Origin of the sequence: Paraburkholderia franconis, assembly GCF_009362735.1 — a bacterium.
Lineage (GTDB): Bacteria > Pseudomonadota > Gammaproteobacteria > Burkholderiales > Burkholderiaceae > Paraburkholderia > Paraburkholderia franconis.
Window position 1 is genome coordinate 117,695 of the sequence record NZ_WHNP01000016.1, and the last position, 16,238, is coordinate 133,932.

Annotated in this window: 15 protein-coding genes; 9 read left to right on the plus strand and 6 right to left on the minus strand. The window is 57.9% G+C overall.

What is annotated here, in order from left to right; translation table 11 throughout:
- Positions 1 to 162: 162 nt before the first annotated feature.
- Positions 163 to 477, minus strand: a complete 315-nt coding sequence (locus GCT13_RS19005; protein ID WP_152760475.1) for a helix-turn-helix domain-containing protein — start codon at positions 475 to 477, stop codon at positions 163 to 165.
- Positions 478 to 872: 395 nt separating this feature from the next.
- Between GCT13_RS19005 and GCT13_RS19010 the strand changes: the two genes are divergently transcribed.
- The 4 genes from GCT13_RS19010 (at position 873) to GCT13_RS19030 (ending at position 4,683) form a co-directional block, all read left to right on the plus strand.
- A complete protein-coding gene (locus tag GCT13_RS19010) occupies positions 873 to 1,181 on the plus strand; it encodes a hypothetical protein (RefSeq protein WP_152760477.1) in 309 nt (102 codons plus the stop codon).
- Positions 1,182 to 2,460: 1,279 nt separating this feature from the next.
- Positions 2,461 to 2,895: a metallophosphoesterase family protein gene (locus GCT13_RS49385; protein ID WP_227746908.1), complete on the plus strand. Its 435-nt coding sequence runs from the start codon at positions 2,461 to 2,463 to the stop codon at positions 2,893 to 2,895.
- 18 nt (positions 2,896 to 2,913) lie between these two features.
- Positions 2,914 to 4,011 (plus strand): hypothetical protein, encoded by a 1,098-nt coding sequence (locus GCT13_RS19025; RefSeq protein ID WP_152760479.1) that lies wholly within the window; start codon positions 2,914 to 2,916, stop codon positions 4,009 to 4,011.
- Between the two features lie 120 nt (positions 4,012 to 4,131).
- Entirely contained in the window at positions 4,132 to 4,683 is a 552-nt protein-coding gene (locus GCT13_RS19030; RefSeq protein ID WP_227746909.1) for an HAD domain-containing protein, read from the plus strand.
- A gap of 257 nt (positions 4,684 to 4,940) precedes the next feature.
- Here GCT13_RS19030 and GCT13_RS19040 read toward each other — a convergent pair whose 3' ends face one another.
- Genes GCT13_RS19040 through GCT13_RS19050 form a run of 3 tightly spaced genes read right to left on the minus strand, consistent with a single transcriptional unit; the run spans position 4,941 to position 6,883 of the window.
- Positions 4,941 to 5,438, minus strand: coding sequence for a TPM domain-containing protein (locus tag GCT13_RS19040; RefSeq protein ID WP_321574460.1), 498 nt, complete (start codon positions 5,436 to 5,438; stop codon positions 4,941 to 4,943).
- A 3-nt stretch (positions 5,439 to 5,441) separates the two neighbouring features.
- Positions 5,442 to 6,299, minus strand: a complete 858-nt coding sequence (locus tag GCT13_RS19045; RefSeq protein WP_152760482.1) for a TPM domain-containing protein — start codon at positions 6,297 to 6,299, stop codon at positions 5,442 to 5,444.
- Positions 6,296 to 6,883 (minus strand): LemA family protein, encoded by a 588-nt coding sequence (locus GCT13_RS19050; RefSeq protein WP_152760586.1) that lies wholly within the window; start codon positions 6,881 to 6,883, stop codon positions 6,296 to 6,298. The genes GCT13_RS19045 and GCT13_RS19050 overlap by 4 nt, the downstream gene beginning before the upstream one ends.
- Before the next feature lie 366 nt (positions 6,884 to 7,249).
- Here GCT13_RS19050 and GCT13_RS48425 point away from each other — a divergent pair, with 366 nt between their 5' ends.
- The 5 genes from GCT13_RS48425 to GCT13_RS19075 all read left to right on the plus strand — a co-directional run bounded on the left by GCT13_RS48425 (position 7,250) and on the right by GCT13_RS19075 (position 11,955).
- Complete coding sequence (locus GCT13_RS48425) at positions 7,250 to 7,681, plus strand: hypothetical protein (RefSeq protein WP_193727696.1); 432 nt, start codon at positions 7,250 to 7,252, stop codon at positions 7,679 to 7,681.
- Between the two features lie 25 nt (positions 7,682 to 7,706).
- Positions 7,707 to 7,967, plus strand: coding sequence for a DUF2933 domain-containing protein (locus GCT13_RS19060; RefSeq protein WP_084465177.1), 261 nt, complete (start codon positions 7,707 to 7,709; stop codon positions 7,965 to 7,967).
- Positions 7,951 to 8,607 (plus strand): methyltransferase family protein, encoded by a 657-nt coding sequence (locus GCT13_RS19065; RefSeq protein WP_152760486.1) that lies wholly within the window; start codon positions 7,951 to 7,953, stop codon positions 8,605 to 8,607. The genes GCT13_RS19060 and GCT13_RS19065 overlap by 17 nt, the downstream gene beginning before the upstream one ends.
- A gap of 20 nt (positions 8,608 to 8,627) precedes the next feature.
- Positions 8,628 to 11,027 carry a heavy metal translocating P-type ATPase gene (locus GCT13_RS19070; protein WP_152760488.1) on the plus strand — a complete coding sequence of 800 codons (2,400 nt, stop codon included), beginning with the start codon at positions 8,628 to 8,630 and terminating at the stop codon, positions 11,025 to 11,027.
- A gap of 88 nt (positions 11,028 to 11,115) precedes the next feature.
- Positions 11,116 to 11,955, plus strand: coding sequence for a phosphatase PAP2 family protein (locus GCT13_RS19075; RefSeq protein ID WP_227746910.1), 840 nt, complete (start codon positions 11,116 to 11,118; stop codon positions 11,953 to 11,955).
- Between the two features lie 186 nt (positions 11,956 to 12,141).
- On the opposite strand, the gene GCT13_RS19080 is transcribed toward GCT13_RS19075, so the two are convergent.
- Together GCT13_RS19080 and GCT13_RS19085 are read right to left on the minus strand one after the other, a co-directional pair.
- Positions 12,142 to 15,201: an efflux RND transporter permease subunit gene (locus GCT13_RS19080; RefSeq protein WP_227746911.1), complete on the minus strand. Its 3,060-nt coding sequence runs from the start codon at positions 15,199 to 15,201 to the stop codon at positions 12,142 to 12,144.
- Positions 15,201 to 16,229 (minus strand): efflux RND transporter periplasmic adaptor subunit, encoded by a 1,029-nt coding sequence (locus tag GCT13_RS19085; RefSeq protein ID WP_152760490.1) that lies wholly within the window; start codon positions 16,227 to 16,229, stop codon positions 15,201 to 15,203. Before GCT13_RS19085 ends, GCT13_RS19080 begins: the two co-directional genes overlap by 1 nt.
- Positions 16,230 to 16,238 lie beyond the last annotated feature (9 nt).

The following is a 16,238-nucleotide window of genomic DNA, read 5'->3' on the forward strand; positions in this document are numbered from 1 at the left end:
TCGCCGAAAATCTTGGAATCTCGGCTCATGCGGTCCGGTATCGCGCCCGTCATCGCCCCTGGCTCCTGCCGCCCCCTGCGGAACTGTACGACCGCGAACTGCTCCGCTGGCGCACGGATGTTGTCGCTGTCTGGCTAAAAGCCAGAACGACCTAGATGTCGCCTATTTAGGTGAAGCACGCCTGCCGCTCTTTTTAGCGACGGCAGCTGGCGCCGGCTCCTGACTACCGTCATCGTCTTCATTTTTCGCAAGCAGCTCCGCAGGGTCGCACTCGAGCGCCCTCGCGAGCAGATATATGTTGTCTAGCGAAATGTTTGTAACCATTCGCTCCACCTGACTCACGTACGTCCGGTGTAGCCCAGCGAGGTCGGCAAGTCCCTCCTGCGAGACCCGGAGCCTGTGGCGAAATTTTTTTAAATTGTCGGACAGGCGCTTCCGAAGCGCCATCTGCTCCAACGTAATTTGCGGTTCGTTCATGGTGCGCCAGCATCCACGAACGCAGCGTTTGAATCTACAGTCAATGTATCGACAGCTTTTAGGTCTACAGCTTTTACGTCTACACTGTTTACATCTACAGCGTTTACATCTACACTGATTTAAAGAGATTTGCGGCTGCTCGAACAACGCACAGTTGAACGAGGTTCGTGCTGGTTCACTGACCTTGCGATTCAAATTTGACGAAAAGTGGCACGACGGAGGAGAAGTTGCAGCCGATTAGCTATGTACCCGCGACTACTCGCGCGACGATGTATGCCCTCGGCTGCCCCGTGACTGTGCAAATTGGCGACGAAACTATCGCGCCCTCGCCGACGGAAATGCCAGGAGAAATTGATTGGCGAACCGACTTACTGCGATGGCTAGTGAGACGGACGATGTTTCACTTAATTTCAGTTCCCCAGGACGAGCGCGCCGGCAGCCTTGAGGATATCGAGCAATCGCTTGTCCGCGATACTCGACTGCACGTCGTCGAGGCGCATGCGGTCGCAGAGTTAGCGTTGCAGTCAGTGGATGCCCTGTCCACGGAACAGGTAGCAAGCCTGGGCAAGCGTCTCGCGGCGTTCCACGCGCATCTGGAGCGGGAATGGTCTTTGTTGGCTACGCGCTACGAGCTGTTGTTAAAAGCCGATAGCACCAGGGAATTTTCAACGACGTCGAGTCCGTCTCAGATATCAAACGGCTAGGACGTCAAAGCCCGTCGATGGCTCTGACGAGCGCAAGGAAAGTCAACTCATGACGGTCATACGTGCGTTGTCAGTTGAAGACCGTCCGAGGGTCGAACTGATTCAATGGCGAGTCATGGAAGTATCAGCCACAGGAGCTCGTCATCTAGTCGGATGCGAAACGCTTGGATTCTACGGTCGTGTAAGTTCTGCGATTGCGTCCTTCGATATCCTCACGGGAGATGCTCAAACGCGCTCGGGAAGAAGATATGTACTCAGGGGACGGCCAGGATTTCATCCCGCAGCAGAGTACACCTGGACACGGTGGTGCGGGTTGAACAATGTCGACGAGTTCATTGACGTTACCAACGACTATCTCGAATCGTAGCTTCGGGATTCCGGTTTGCGCGGCGGTCGTCAGCACCATTGAGAAAGCGCTGGTGTGGATGACTTCGAACTACATCTGGCAATGACCTATCGAGACATTGTGCAGCTGATGCTGGTGACGGCGATGTTCGCGAGTGCGGCAGTCCTTGGCCTGATGCTTGGAAGGCTACTGCGCGACACACTGACAGCAGCACCTACTCCACGAACCGCGCGAGCACGAGAATATTTGCACGCGTGCCACGACCCTGGCATGACCGCGGAATCGCGAATCTCGTGCGCATGTGAGTCGCTTTATTTCTGTTGCGTCGAAATCTCTGACCGCATCGGCCTGGATGTGACCCACGGCGACCATCCAGACCGAGCCTTTGTGGAAGGTGCGACCCGAGCTCTCAATATTCCCAACCCCGATGTCGACAGAATCCTCGCCCTTTTGGATTGGCGCTTATACCCAGTCCCGTCGCATCCGCCGCCGTGCACACAGGAAGTGGCTTGGGGAGTCGCGAAACGGATTTACGTTAAAACTCTGCGGTTTCTTGGAACATAGTGCCAAATGCGCATCCAGCTTGCTTCCGACCTGCATCTAGAGTTGCTTGCTCGTCAGTACCCTGGCGAGACGCTCATTAGGCCCGCGCATCAGGTCGACGTGCTCGTGCTCACGGGCGATATCGCAAATGGGAGCGAGGCTGTGAACTTGTTCGCGCGTTGGCCCGTCCCATTGCTTTAGGTAACGGGAAATCGTGAGGCATATCACGACTGTAGTGAAGACGTCCTCGACAGTATCAGAGCAAAGGCGCAAGGCACTTCCGTCAGATTCCTTGAGCGCGATTCCGCGGATTTCGGCGGTGTGCGATTTTTGGGCTGCACGCTATGGACAGACTACTGCCTGTTCGACAAACAGTTACAGGACCAAGCAATGAAAACCGCACAGCGTAGGCTGCATGACCACCGCGTCATTCGGACTCGCGCGGGCGAGCGATTCCGGCCCGAAGACGCGTTGCGGAACCACCAACTGTCACTCGCCTGGCTACGCGACGAGCTGTCACGACCTTACGATGGAAAAACGGTGGTCATCACGCATCACGGCCCTCATCCACATTCTGTTCATCCAAGGTACGCGGGCGACATCACGAATGCGGCGTTCGCGAGCGACCTGACTAGATTGGTTGAACACGTGGATTTTTGGTTGCATGGCCACGTCCACGATTCTTGCGACTACATGGTGGGGAATTGCCGTGTCGTGGCAAATCCCAGGGGCTACGCCTGGAATCGACTGAACGCAAGAAGTCCGAAAGCGCTGGGCTTTGAAAACCAGTCGTTCGAGTACGCGTGTGTCATCGACATTTACTGAATCCGTTGCCCAAAGCCAATGAAAGTCGCAGATTTGATTGCTCGTCTTAAGGAGGTTCCGCCGGAATCGGTGGTGCTGCTGCTTCCGGCTAATGGAAGCGAGTCACTGATTGACGAACTCGGCCAGGTGTACGTTCCCAATCGTGAGTGGACCTGTGAGCGACAATACCGCGAAGACGGCAAAAGCACAGATTACCGGCATCCCTTCAACACAGGGATGACTTATGGCTTCAATGTCGAGAAAGACGAGGCCTGGAAGGAACGAGTGGTCGTTCTGGCTCCGATAGATGAGAACCTCGACCAGATATTTCCTGACAGCGATACCGTGCAGAGCGCAAGCGCGCTTAGGGACGAATTGCGCGAACAGGCCATGCATGCTCGGCGCGCGATGGTTGAAAGCGGCGAGCTACTGCCCGAAGCCAACTTCCGCGCAGCACTGGCAGTCAGCGAATCGACTCTCACGGCATGGATTGAAAAAGGGAGCGTCTTTGGAATACGCGTCGACGACACCGTCGCATATCCTCGACTCTTCTGCGACAGCCGGGTCAATCGGAAGCTGTTGTTCAAAATTGCACGGATGCTCGTTCCGGCACCGCCTGACGCTCGCCTGGACTTCTTGACAACAAGGAGTGGCGCTCTTGGTGGACGAGTTCCGATAAAGATGCTCCGGAAAAAGCGCAACTATCGACGCGTCCGCGACTTCGCTGCGGCGTGGGCGTCTGAGTTTTCAAGAACTGTCGTGACCTTCTACGAAGGTGACCACGAGGCTCCCCCTCCGGATGTTGAGGCGCTGTATACATCGGCAGTTGAAGTCGACTTCCGACGTCCCATCTGGCGTCGCGCCCTCAAAGCGCTCACGTCCTTCGGCTATCAATGGCCGCATCAAGTTCCTTCTGCACCTAGCTCGTTCACGTTTTTCATTGAACGCCACATGGCTGGTGACATTGGCTTCGAGGTCGAGGCGTGGCTTCACTTCAACCAGACTCGCGACACCGCGTGCGTCACAGTCTCCAAGGTAGAGACAGCGCCACTCGTTCTCCACCTGAATCCATTCCGTGGCGGTCAAACGGTAGCGGACGTTGCCCGTGCTGTCCTTGAACTGCTACCAACGCGGTGAGTTTTCCACCCGCGACCGAGATGAAGGTATACGGTAGTAGTGCCTGCCCGCTTGTTGAGGAGTCCGACCCACGGGACTGTGCCGACTGCACGACTGGCTCTATTTTTGTGGAGGGGTGAGATGCTGACAGGACTTCCCGGACCGACGCTTTACGTGCCGCCGCCCCGACGCATGGGCGGACATGTGCTCTACTTGGATTTTGACGGGGTTGCCCACCCCGAGTCCGTGTATCTGCTCCACAAACACGGGCCTACTTTGCTTAACGCACCCGGTCATGTTTTGTTTGAGCACTGTGCGCTGCTGGAGGAGGTGCTCGCCCCGTACTCTGAAGTCCGCATTGTCCTGTCGACATCATGGGTGCGTCGCTATCGCGGCAGTGTACGCCGCTTGTCGCGCAGACTGCCCCCTGCGTTGCGAGCAAGAGTAGTCGGTGCGACGTATCACAGCAAAATGGACCAACATGAGTTCGCGGCTGCGCCTCGAGGCATGCAGGTTTGGGGCGATGTTCTGCGCCGTAAGCCGCAGAAGTGGCTTGCATTAGATGATGACTGGCTGCATTGGCCGGCGTGGTGTCGAGAGAACTTGATTCGCACGGACCCTGTTCTCGGTATCAGCGAGCCGAGCGTGCTTGCCGAGCTCAAGGAGAAACTTCTTGCGATGCACGGAGGGTGATTTGATGTCAGTCACCGAGGTCGCGCAGCTCCTCAACGTGAGCCGCGGCTATGTCGTGCGGAAATTGCTGCGCAAGCACGTTCTGCGACCAGTCGTTGTCGTTGGTGGTCGGAGGTACGTACCGCGCATAAAGGCCAAAGCGTATAGCCGCAAACGGAAGAGGATTGCGCGCAGGGCGCTGCGGGAGCTGTCGCGCGTTTCTCAAGAGGCGGGTGTGTATCCGTGAACCGAATCTGGTCAAGGATGGAGTGGCCGACCTACATCACGACAGGAAAGCTTGGCAACTCTTCTCGTGGTGGCCTATGGGCCGGGAAGTGTTTGTTGAGCAGTGCGGTAACCTGCTCGATACCTCGTACGGCACCCGACTGGTATTTGCCGCACTGAAAGTCCGACTCCATCATTCGGCAAACAGCTTCCCAGTCGTCTACCGAGACTCGTGAATGGATGCCCCGGTCGGCGATGATTTCAACGTCGCGGTCTGCCAGCAGGAGGTAAATGAGAACGCCATTGTTGTCTTCAGTGTCCCAAACCCGAAGCTGGGAAAAGACGTCTATCGCCCGTTCACGTGCAGTCAATCCATCGAAAAGAGCGGCACTATGCAACGCGCCCTCGACGACGAACCTCACCTGGCCGACATGGGCTTTGTGACTCTCCTGAATGGCTATCTCGATGGCCGACAGGGTGCGCGGTGGAAACGCCACCTTGACCCGCCAATGGGTCATCATCAGATGCCGGACGATACGTTTCAGGTCCACGGTTTACCACCTTCCCGACGCGCCACCACCGCCAAAGCCGCCGCCACCGCCTCTGAAAATATCGCGGTTTGAGCGACCGCCGAACCCGCCTGACCCGCCACCAATGTACCGCCCGCCAACGTAGGCACCCATGCCGCTGCCGACAAGCGTGAATATGAGCGCGATTGCTCCGGCAACGATGGCGACGACAATTGCGCCAGAAAGCACCCACGCCAGCACACCGATAATACCGCCCGTCACAACAGCGCCGGGCAACCGGCCGAGCAAGGCGCGCAGCAAGCCGCCCGCGACGACTGCCATCACGAACAATACCGGCAGTAGCCGTCCAATACCCTCGGACTCACCGTGACGTGGTGCCGGTGCTGGTAACGGTTCGCCATTGACGACACGGATAATGCTGTCAACGCCGGCGGCGATGCCGCCATAGAAGTCGCCCTGCTTGAACCTGGGAACAATCACCTCACGGATAATCCGGCTGCTGGTCGCGTCGTTCAGCGGACCTTCAAGGCCGTATCCGACCTCGATGCGCAGCGAGCGGTCGTTCTTGGCGACAATCAACAACGCGCTGTCATCAACCTTTTGCCGCCCGAGCTTCCATTGCTCAACCACACGCATGGAATACTGCTCGATTGTCTCGGGCTGCGTGGTTGGGACGATGAGAACTGAAATCTGGGTTCCCTTACGGGCCTCAAAATCTTTGAGCGTTTGCTCGAGTGCAGAACGCTGGTCGCTTGTCAGAGTGCCCGTCTCGTCCGTGACGCGGGCGGTCAGCGACGGGATGGGCACCTCGGCACGTACCTCGGCTCCGGCGAAGGCAAAAGCCGCAACGAGCAACACGAACAGTAAGCGAACGAAGTTCAATTGTTCGCCCCACCCGCCGATGCCGGCGTCGCCCCGAAGTCGACACGGGGCGGCCTTGAAATCTCAGCTTCCTTTGCAACGGAAAAGTTCGGCTTATCCTGATAGCCGAACGCCTTTGCCGTCAGGTTGTTCGGGAACGACCTGACTGTCGAGTTGTACTGCTGCACGGCCCCGATATAGCGGGTCCGCGCAACCGCAATCCGGTTCTCTGTTCCCTCGATCTGAGCCTGCAAATCCCTGAAATTCGCGTCGGACTTGAGTTGCGGGTAGTTTTCCGACACCACCAGCAAACGGGAGAGGGACGATGTGAGCAGGCCCTGAGCTGATTCGAATCGCGCAAACGCCTGTGGGTCGGACAGTAGCTCCGGAGTGGCCCGGATAGAATCGACCTGAGCGCGAGCCTCAGTCACCTTCGTCAGAACTTCCTTCTCCTGATTGGCGTACCCCTTCACTGTGTTCACGAGATTAGGCACGAGGTCAGCGCGGCGCTGGTACTGGTTCAAAACCTCCGACCAGCTTGCCTTGACCTGTTCGTCCTCAGTCTGGATGGCGTTGTAGCCGCATCCGGCGAGCAGGAACGCCATGACAACAAGGACGACGTTCGCAAGAACCCACACCGGTCCCTGTTCACCGATAGCGCATATCCGTACGTTGCGCATACGAAATCTCCTTCGTGCTGGTATACGCCTTCGCCGATTGACGGTGCCGGGCACATGACAGCTATTTCATGCTACCGGCGGCGGCTGCTAACCGATTGACGCAGGTCGAGGGAGCGGGAGCGAATGCCACTGAGGTGGGCGCCGCGACAACTAGAACTCTGCGCGCATTGAATAGCACGCCCGTTTTCAACCGCGCGGTTGAGCCATGTCAAATAAAGCTGCAACGCGGGGGATACAGTTTGTGCAGGGCAATTGCATGAATTCCGTCAAACCGCGCGTACGGAGACCAACATGAGTTTCTTCAAAAGCCTGGCGCTTGTCACCGCGATTTCTGTCGCTTGCAGCGTCGGCAATGCGGTCGCTGCCGAACAGAAGGCGACCGATGCAGAACACAAGGCGCATCACCCGCCGGCCACCAAGCCTGTCTCAAAAGACAGCAAGAAGCTTCGCGACATCGACGAACAGACGAAGCACATGCAGGCGATGCACGAAAAAATGATGGACGCGAAGACGTCAGAGCAACGCGCAGCACTGATGGACGAACAGATGAAGTCCACGCAAAGCAGTATGCACATGATGGACATGATGAAACAGGATTCGGAGGCTATGCCGATGTCCGGACAAGCTCACGAAATGATGATGAAGCGCATGGACATGATGCAGATGATGTTGCAGGCGATGATGGACCGTCAGTCCGCGCAAGACCGGGAACCGGTCAAGTGACGCCCGACCCTTCATGGAGATGACGATGAACGACGCTCCACATACTTCGCGCCCCTTCTGGAAATCGCGGTCAGCGGTTGCGCTACTGGTGTTCGCGGCTGTCGCGCTGTTCCTGCTTTTCTCGGAGCACCGGGCACACTTTCTGGGCGTGTTGCCATACCTGCTATTGCTGTCTTGTCCGTTGATGCATCTGTTCATGCATCACGGTCACGGACACAGCCATACCGGTTCGACGAGAAAGGAAGGAACGTCTGATTCAGGGGGCAACCATGAGCAGCATAGGTAATGGCTACGGCCTGTGGGGCCTTGTGCTCATCAATTCGCTGGTGTTCATCATCTTCGCCTTCAGCTTCTTCAAACCGGCGACCAGGCGTGACTGGCGCACCTTCGGTGGATTTTCGGCTTTTGTCGTTGCGCTCTTTGCGGAAATGTACGGATTCCCGCTCACCATCTATCTTTTGTCCGGCTGGTTGCAGACTCGTTTCCCGCAGGCAAACCTGTTCTCGCACGACTCGGGACATATCTGGTGGATGATGACGGGCCGACATGGCGACCCGCATTTCGCGCTTCCGCACATCCTTAGTCTCGTCTTTATATTGGGTGGGTTTTATCTGCTGTCGACAGCCTGGCATGTCCTGTACGAGGCTCAACGCGTCGGACAACTCGCCACAACGGGCGCTTACGCGAAAATCCGGCATCCGCAGTACGTTGCATTTGTGCTCATCATGTTCGGCTTCCTGCTGCAGTGGCCAACGCTTGTCACGCTCGTGATGTTTCCGGTACTGGTTTTCATGTATGTCCGGCTCGCAATCCAGGAAGAACTGGATTCGGAAGCACGTTTCGGTCAAGCCTGGCGAGAGTACGCATCACACACGCCGCGCTTCATCCCGCGATTGTCTGGCAACGGCACTGTTCAGGCTCATTGAGCTAATACGGGACGCACACGATGACTTCGTCGCCCACACATGTTCACAGCGGTGCCCCGAGGGCAAGTGGACACGCCGACCATACGCAGGAAACGACGGACGCGGTCGACCCTGTTTGTGGCACGCGTGTGGCGAGCGCATCGGCGCGACATTCCGACTACCTCGGACAACCGTATTACTTCTGCAGCAGCAAATGCCTGGAAACGTTCCGGGCAGCACCGGACAAGTATGCACGGCCAGTCGGGACAACGGCCGTTCCCGGGCCCGAGACGGGGGTTATCTACTTGTGTCCGATGCATCCACAAATACGCGCGTCTGCGCCTGGCAACTGTCCGATTTGTGGCATGGCACTCGAGCCCATCGTCCCAACAGGTGCAGAAGAGCGCAATGTCGAGCTTGAATCAATGACCCGGCGGTTCTGGGTTGGGCTTGTTCTGTCGATTCCGCTGCTCCTGATGACGATGGGCAAGATGATTTTGCCGTTCGACATCGATTCAGCAATCGACGGGCTGTTTTCGAATGTCCCACACTGGATGACGGCATCATGGTCCCAATGCATCCAGGCGTTGCTGGCTACGCCCGTGGTGTTGTGGGGCGGCTGGCCGTTCCTTGAGCGAGGATGGAAGTCATTCGTGACCCGGTGGCTGAACATGTTCAGCCTCATCGGACTGGGTGTCGCTGCCGCTTATGTGTTCAGCGTGTTCGCGCTGTTTTTCCCGGACGCATTGCCGCATGCGTTTCGGCGGGGACACGAACTGCCGCTTTACTTCGAGGCAGCCTCCGTCATCGTGACCCTGGTTCTGCTAGGCCAGGTGCTCGAACTACGTGCGCGCTCGCGCACGTCGAGCGCGATACGTGACCTCCTGAAGCTTGCTCCTCAAACGGCGGTACGCATCAGGCCGGACGGCGTCGACGAGCCCATTCCTCTCGAAGCGGTCGTCGCGGGCGACATCTTGCGGGTCAAACCCGGCTCAAAGGTGCCGGTGGATGGCGTCGTGACGGAAGGTCGTTCGAGCGTCGATGAATCGATGATTACCGGTGAGTCGATTCCTGCTGAAAAAGTCGCAGGAAGCAAGGTGACGGGTGCAGCGGTCAATCAGACGGGAACCTTCCTGATGCGCGCGGAGAAGGTCGGCTCCGAAACTTTGCTCGCGCGCATCGTGCAAATGGTTGCGGAGGCGGGCCGTTCCCGTGCGCCTATCCAGAAACTTGCCGACCAGGTGTCCGGCTGGTTCGTGCTCGCGGTCATTGGCATAGCGGCCGCCGCGTTCCTCGTCTGGGCTGTCGCCGGGCCTGCACCGGCACTGGCAAACGCTCTCGTTGTCGCCATCAGCGTGCTTATCATTGCGTGTCCCTGTGCATTGGGCCTGGCTACCCCCGTGTCGATTATCGTTGGCGTGGGCCGGGGCGCGCAGGAAGGCGTGCTCATCAAGGATGCGGAAGCACTCGAACTGATGGAGAAAGTCGACACCGTCGTCGTCGACAAGACGGGCACGCTGACAGAGGGCAAGCCGCGTGTCCAGAAAGTGGTCGCGGTCAATGCTGCGCAGGAATTCCGCGTTCTCGGCTACGCAGCAAGCCTGGAAGGGGCGAGCGAGCATCCGCTCGCACAGGCAATCACGACATTCGCGAAAGAAACGGGAGCAGCGACATCTCAGGTCGACGCGTTCGACTCCGTGCCGGGCAAGGGTGTGACGGGAAAAATCGATGGACACGCGGCGTCGTTGGGCAATGCTCGATTGATGGCGGACCTGGGAGTCGATTGCGGGTCAGTGGAGCGCGACGCGGACCGCTTGCGCGAGGACGGACAAACCATCATGTATCTCGCGATTGACGGAGAACTGGCAGGCTATATCGGTGTCGCCGACCCGGTCAAAGGCACGACCCCAGAGGCCGTGCGGCAGTTGAAAGAGTCCGGCGTCCGGATTGTGATGCTGACGGGCGACAATGAGGTTACGGCTCGCGCTGTTGCAAGTTCGCTGGCTCTCGATGACGTGAAGGCCGGTGTCCTGCCAGAGGACAAGTACAAGCACGTTCAGGAACTGCAAAAGTCGGGGCGCATAGTGGCCATGGCAGGCGATGGCGTGAACGACGCACCCGCTCTCGCACAGGCAAACGTCGGCATTGCGATGGGAACGGGCACGGATGTAGCGATGAATAGTGCGCGTGTCGTGCTCGTGAAAGGCGACCTTCGAGGTATCGCACGTGCCCGCTCGCTGAGCATGGCGACGATGAAGAACATTCGCCAGAACCTGTTTTTCGCGTTTGCCTATAACGCCATCGGCATCCCCATTGCGGCGGGCGCGCTTTACCCGTGGCTCGGCATTCTTCTCAGCCCGATAATCGCGAGCGCCGCGATGGCACTGAGCTCGGTTTCTGTGATTGGAAATGCGCTGCGGCTGCGAGGTGTCCGTGTCTGAATCGTTGTCCACGTCAACGCATGGAATGGAAGCCAAGTGCTAGCAGCGCGAATGGTCATCCAATTCTGTGCCGATTCGAAGGTTCCCAATGGAACTGCTGAGCATGCTATTCGGCAAGTTGTTGCGACTGTTTTCGCATATCGACCCAAAACCTGACGAAAGCAACAGACCTGATTGGCGATTTGTCCTTCACCGTACCGGCTTTGCGAAGTCGTTGGTGACCGTCGTTCTGGTCTTTGGCGGCATCTGGCTGTTTTTCGGTATCCTCGAAGACATTATTAGCGAGGACCCTCTGGTCACCGTTGACCGGGTACTTCATGATGGGATGCAGGGACTTCGCGTTCCCGTTCTTGACCACTTGATGGTGGCAGTGTCGGAGCTTGGCGATGCGGCCGTTACGCTACCCGTGTCCCTGGCCGTGCTTGTCGTGCTAGTGTATCGGCGCGAATGGCGTACCGCCGCCTATTGGATTGTTGCTCTGGCGACGGCTGATGCAGCGGTCAAATTATTTAAGTTCGCTGTCCAGCGTTTGCGGCCGATGTCAATCTACGATGGCGTTGAGAGCTTTTCCTTCCCCAGCAGCCACGCCACATTAAGTGTTGTCGTCTATGGCTTCCTTACTTACCTCGTGTGTCGAGGCCGTCAAAGAGACGCTCAACTCAGGATTGCCGTGGCAAGCGGCTCGATAATAGCGCTGATATCCCTCTCCCGCCTGTACCTCGGTGTCCATTGGTTTTCTGATGTTCTCGCTGGCCTCAGCCTCGGTACGGCTTGGATTGCGTTTCTATCGGTCGCCCATCATCTGCTGGACCGTGACAGGCAAAGCTGCCACGTATTGTGGGTCGTCGCGCTTGCCACTTTTCTGACGAGCGCCACGATTTACATTTCCCTGCGTCACAGCGTTGATTTCATACGCTACGCGATGTAGCAGCGGATACGAGTTAACGGTGCATAGCTCACAGTGAATCGGAAGTCCTGCTCCCAATCCGGTAACCGGAAATGTGGCAACAGGCTATCGATGATTTCCAACGAAATGTCCGTGAAATGTGCGATTGCTGGAATCGTCTGCGCATACCTGACGCATTGCTCGACCTTGGTCTGCATTCGCTTGTCGTTACCTGGCCGCATTCTTTTTGCGTTCCTGTTTGTCGCGTCTATAGACATACAACGCAGGGAGCAGATTGGTACTGAGCAACCCGCTCCAGACCAGGCCACCGAGTGTGACGATAGCGAGCCCCTGTTCCGGTGCCGCGCCTTTCCCGAAACCGAGCGCGGTCGGCAACAGTCCTAGCGATGCGGTCAGGACCGTGAGCAGAATAGGTCGGAAACGCACCTCGACTGCGTGCGTTACCGCATCGACGACAGCCTGTCCCTTCGCTTCGTTCCGCCTTACCATCTGCAGCAGAACGATGCCGTGATTCAGGCTCACGCCAATCAACGTGAGAAACGCGATAAGGCCGATGGCATTCAGGCCAACGCCGCTGACCACAAGTGCAATCGCACCGCCGGAGAACGCGAGAGGCATCTGTAGCAGTAGAAGCCCAGGCACCAGAAAGCCGTCAAACTGCAAGGTGAGAATGCCAAGCATGAGTGCGAGCGCGATAGCGGCGGCGACAGCCACATTCGCCACCGCACGTTCGAGTTGCGGATACAAGCCACCAAACTTGACGTCATAGCCCAGAGGCAATTTCAAGCTTGACAGCGCCTTTTTCGAATCCGAGATGACCTGTCCGAGCGGCGCGGTGGGTGTCGCGAGAATCTCGATGGCGCGCAGGCCATCCAGATGCCGGATGACATTAGGTCCTGTTTTCATCGATACGTCGGCTACGTCGCTGAGCACTGTCCATCCATTGGCCATCACGGGAATCTGCCTGAGTTGTTCAAGCGAAAGATGTGTAGGGTCGCCCAGACGGACGTAGACATCGAGATGGCCGTTGCCCTCAGGCACCGTTGCAACCGTCTGTCCCGCGAGCAGCACGTGCAACTGCGAGAACAGTTGCGCGGCCGTGATTCCGTGAAGCGAGAGTGCCGTCATTTTCGGCGTAATTTGTAGCTCGGTGACAGGGTACCCGTCGTTGTTGAACACGTCCGACAGATTCGGGACCTTCGTCAGACGTTCTGTAATCTCGTTCGACAAGGATTGCAGGGTTTCGACCGAATTGCCATATACATCGATGACAAACGGCTGCGGCAGGCCAGATAGCGTTTCACCGAGCCGTTCCAGTGTCGGTGTGCCGACAATCGTTTGAACACCAGGAAGTTTCGACGCATCGAGAATCTGCTTGCCGATTTCGTCGAGGCTGCCCACATTTACATCGGGCTTCAGGGCAACTTGGATTTCTCCTGCATATGCGGGCTCGGTGTATGAGGTGCCCGACGCAGACCCAGTTCTCGCGAATACATGCGCTACGGACGGAAGACCGCGTAGCCGCGAGGAGATGCGGTCGGCCGCGTTCTGAGCGTCATGCAACGAGGTCCCGGGCGGCAGGGTGAAACTTTCGAGCAGCACAGCCTCATTGGGCAGAGGCAAAAAATCAACCGGCACAAGGACCAGCCCGGCAACGGAAACAACGAAGATAAATACGCAACCCCAGAGCGACATTCTTGGTCGCCGCAGCGCGAAGTCGAAAAGCCGCAGGTTGTGACGTTTCAGCCAGTCGACGGCGCGTGAACCTGACGTGGGTCGCAGCCTGATTCGCGGACCCACGAATCCCAACACGAGCGGAATCAGGCTCAGCGAAATGAGCAGTGACGCAATCAGGCTGAGCGTCATTGCCAGTGAGAACGGAACAAAGAAAAGTCCCGCAAGGCCTCCCACAAATGCAAGCGGCAGGAACACCGAGACAGTGGTCATCGTACCCGAGATATCGGGACCGGCGATATCGCGCAGACCTCGCGCGACACCTTCCCATCGTCCATCGCCCGCTTCCCACCGATGATAGATACTTTCGAGAACGATAATGGCATCGTCAGCCAGCAGGCCGACAGCCACCGAAAGCGCGCCGAAGGTTAGCAGGTTCAGACTCTGACCAGTCAGGTACAGCCCGGCGATACCGAGCAGGAGCGATAGTGGAATGCTGAGTGCGAGCGCCCAGATGCCACGACTCGCCCCGAGCATCCAGAACAGGACCGCAACAGCCAGCACTGCGCCGATGGCAAGGTTGCGCGTCAAATCGGCCGACACCACACCAACGATATGACCCTGGCTGTAGATTTGCACGAAACGTGAATGTCCTGGCAACTGCGGTTCAAGGTCATGCAGTGCCTTGTCGACGTTTTTGACGACCGGGACGGTCGACGCTCCCGGTTGTTTAAAGACAACCACCGCGATAGTTGGGCGGCTGTCGAGTGTGACAGCATGATGGGAAGGCGGTGCCGCCCGCGTGACATCTGCCACTGCGTTCAACGGAACGACGCCTCCAGATGCCGGCACTGCGATGCCGGCATATTGCGCGGGCGTCGCAGGCAGACTTCGACCTTCGATAAAGATATCCTGGTGTCCAAGGTCGACGTAGCCGCTTGGCACCATCATGGTCGCCGCGTCGAGCGACGACGCAATTGCTGATACCGGGACGTTGAACTGCTGCATCTTTGCGAGGTCTGGACGTACCCATATCGCGTCGGCGCCGGGTCCAGCGACGGACACTTTCTGTACGCCCGGGACCGCGCGGACACGCGGAACGATATCCGTTTCGATGACACGCTGAACGTATGATGCGTCCACACCAGGCGGGACCTGCACGGCGTAATCCGCGACTTCGTTGATAGCGTTACCTGAAATCTCCGTCATCAGGCTGCTGCCCTTGGGCAAGGAACCATTGATTCTGCCAATCACGCCGTTCACGTCCTGCAACGCACTGGCTGCGCTCGTTGCTTCCGTGAAGCGCGCTTCAATCTTCACGGTACCTTGTCCAATTTCCGACCGCGCATCACTCAATGACGATAGTGAGGTTAACTCGGCCTCGATTGGACGCGCGATGAGTCCCTCCAGGTCGAGCGTTGTGGCCCCCGGCAACTGGGCGACGATGCTCACCTGAGGCAGGTTGAACTGAGGCAGAACTTCCGCGTGGATATTGACGAGCGCGTAGATGCCATATGCAACGAGGCCCGCATAGAGCATGAACCAGAGCAGCGGCCGCTTAACGACATCGTTGAGCATGTTTTGTGGGGTCATCAGTCGGCTTGCTGGTAGCGTTTTGCGAAGTCCTTGTGGAATAGCAGATAGGTGTCTTGGGTAACGACCCGTTCGTCAGATATGAGCCCCTGCTGGATGGTTGTCCATCTGTTGTCGGAAGGGCCTGGAACGACCTGTCTGCGATGCTCACCACGTTTATCGTGCACCAGCACCCACCATTGGCCACCATCGAGCACGAGCGCACTGCTCGGAACAGCAAGCTTTTCGGCCGATGCTGAAAGTGACAGCGTGCCAACCCCGCCAGCGGGAAGAGGATGACCATCTGACGTCTTCAGCCACACGTCCGTCTGCCCGGGCATCGTGGCACTCAGGGCTATACGCTGAACGACTACGCGAAGCGGTGTGAGTGAACCCTCGGGCAGAAAGGTGCCTTCCATGCCCGTTGCGACACGCATTGCGTCGCTGCCATAGAAGCTCGCGACGACGTACAGACCGTTCGAAGGCACGAGCGTCACGAGTGTCTGCCCGGCGCTCACAATCTCTCCGTCGGCCGCGCTAACCGCAGTTACGGTGCCGAACTGTGGCGCTGTAACTGCGAGCAGGCTTTCGTAGTTTCTGGTCGCTGCCTGTGCAGCCGAGAGTTGTTGACGTGCCGTATCGCGGTCTGCCTGTGCATGGAGGACGGCATCGCGTGTACTGAGCTGGTCGCCAAGCTTCTGTTGCTCAATCTCAGCAGCGTGCGAGGCGGAGGATGCCCGGACTTGCGCGGATTTCTGCTCAGACGTCAAACGCGTGGTTTCAGCAAGGACGGTCGACCCCGTCAGACGCGCGATAACTTGGCCCCGACGTACCGCATCGCCGGGCAGCACGTGCAGACCTGCCACGGTACCGGTGGTCGATGCAGTGAGGACAATGTTTGACGCAGCCTGAACGCGAGCGGGTGTCGAGAAAGTCTGTGTAATGCGCTTGAGCACGGCTGGCATCGTCACGACATCCTGTGCGAACGCACATTGACTGGCAACCAGGGCGAAGACCGTGGCAAGCGTTACTGTCTGGCTGAACTTCATGGGCGCGCC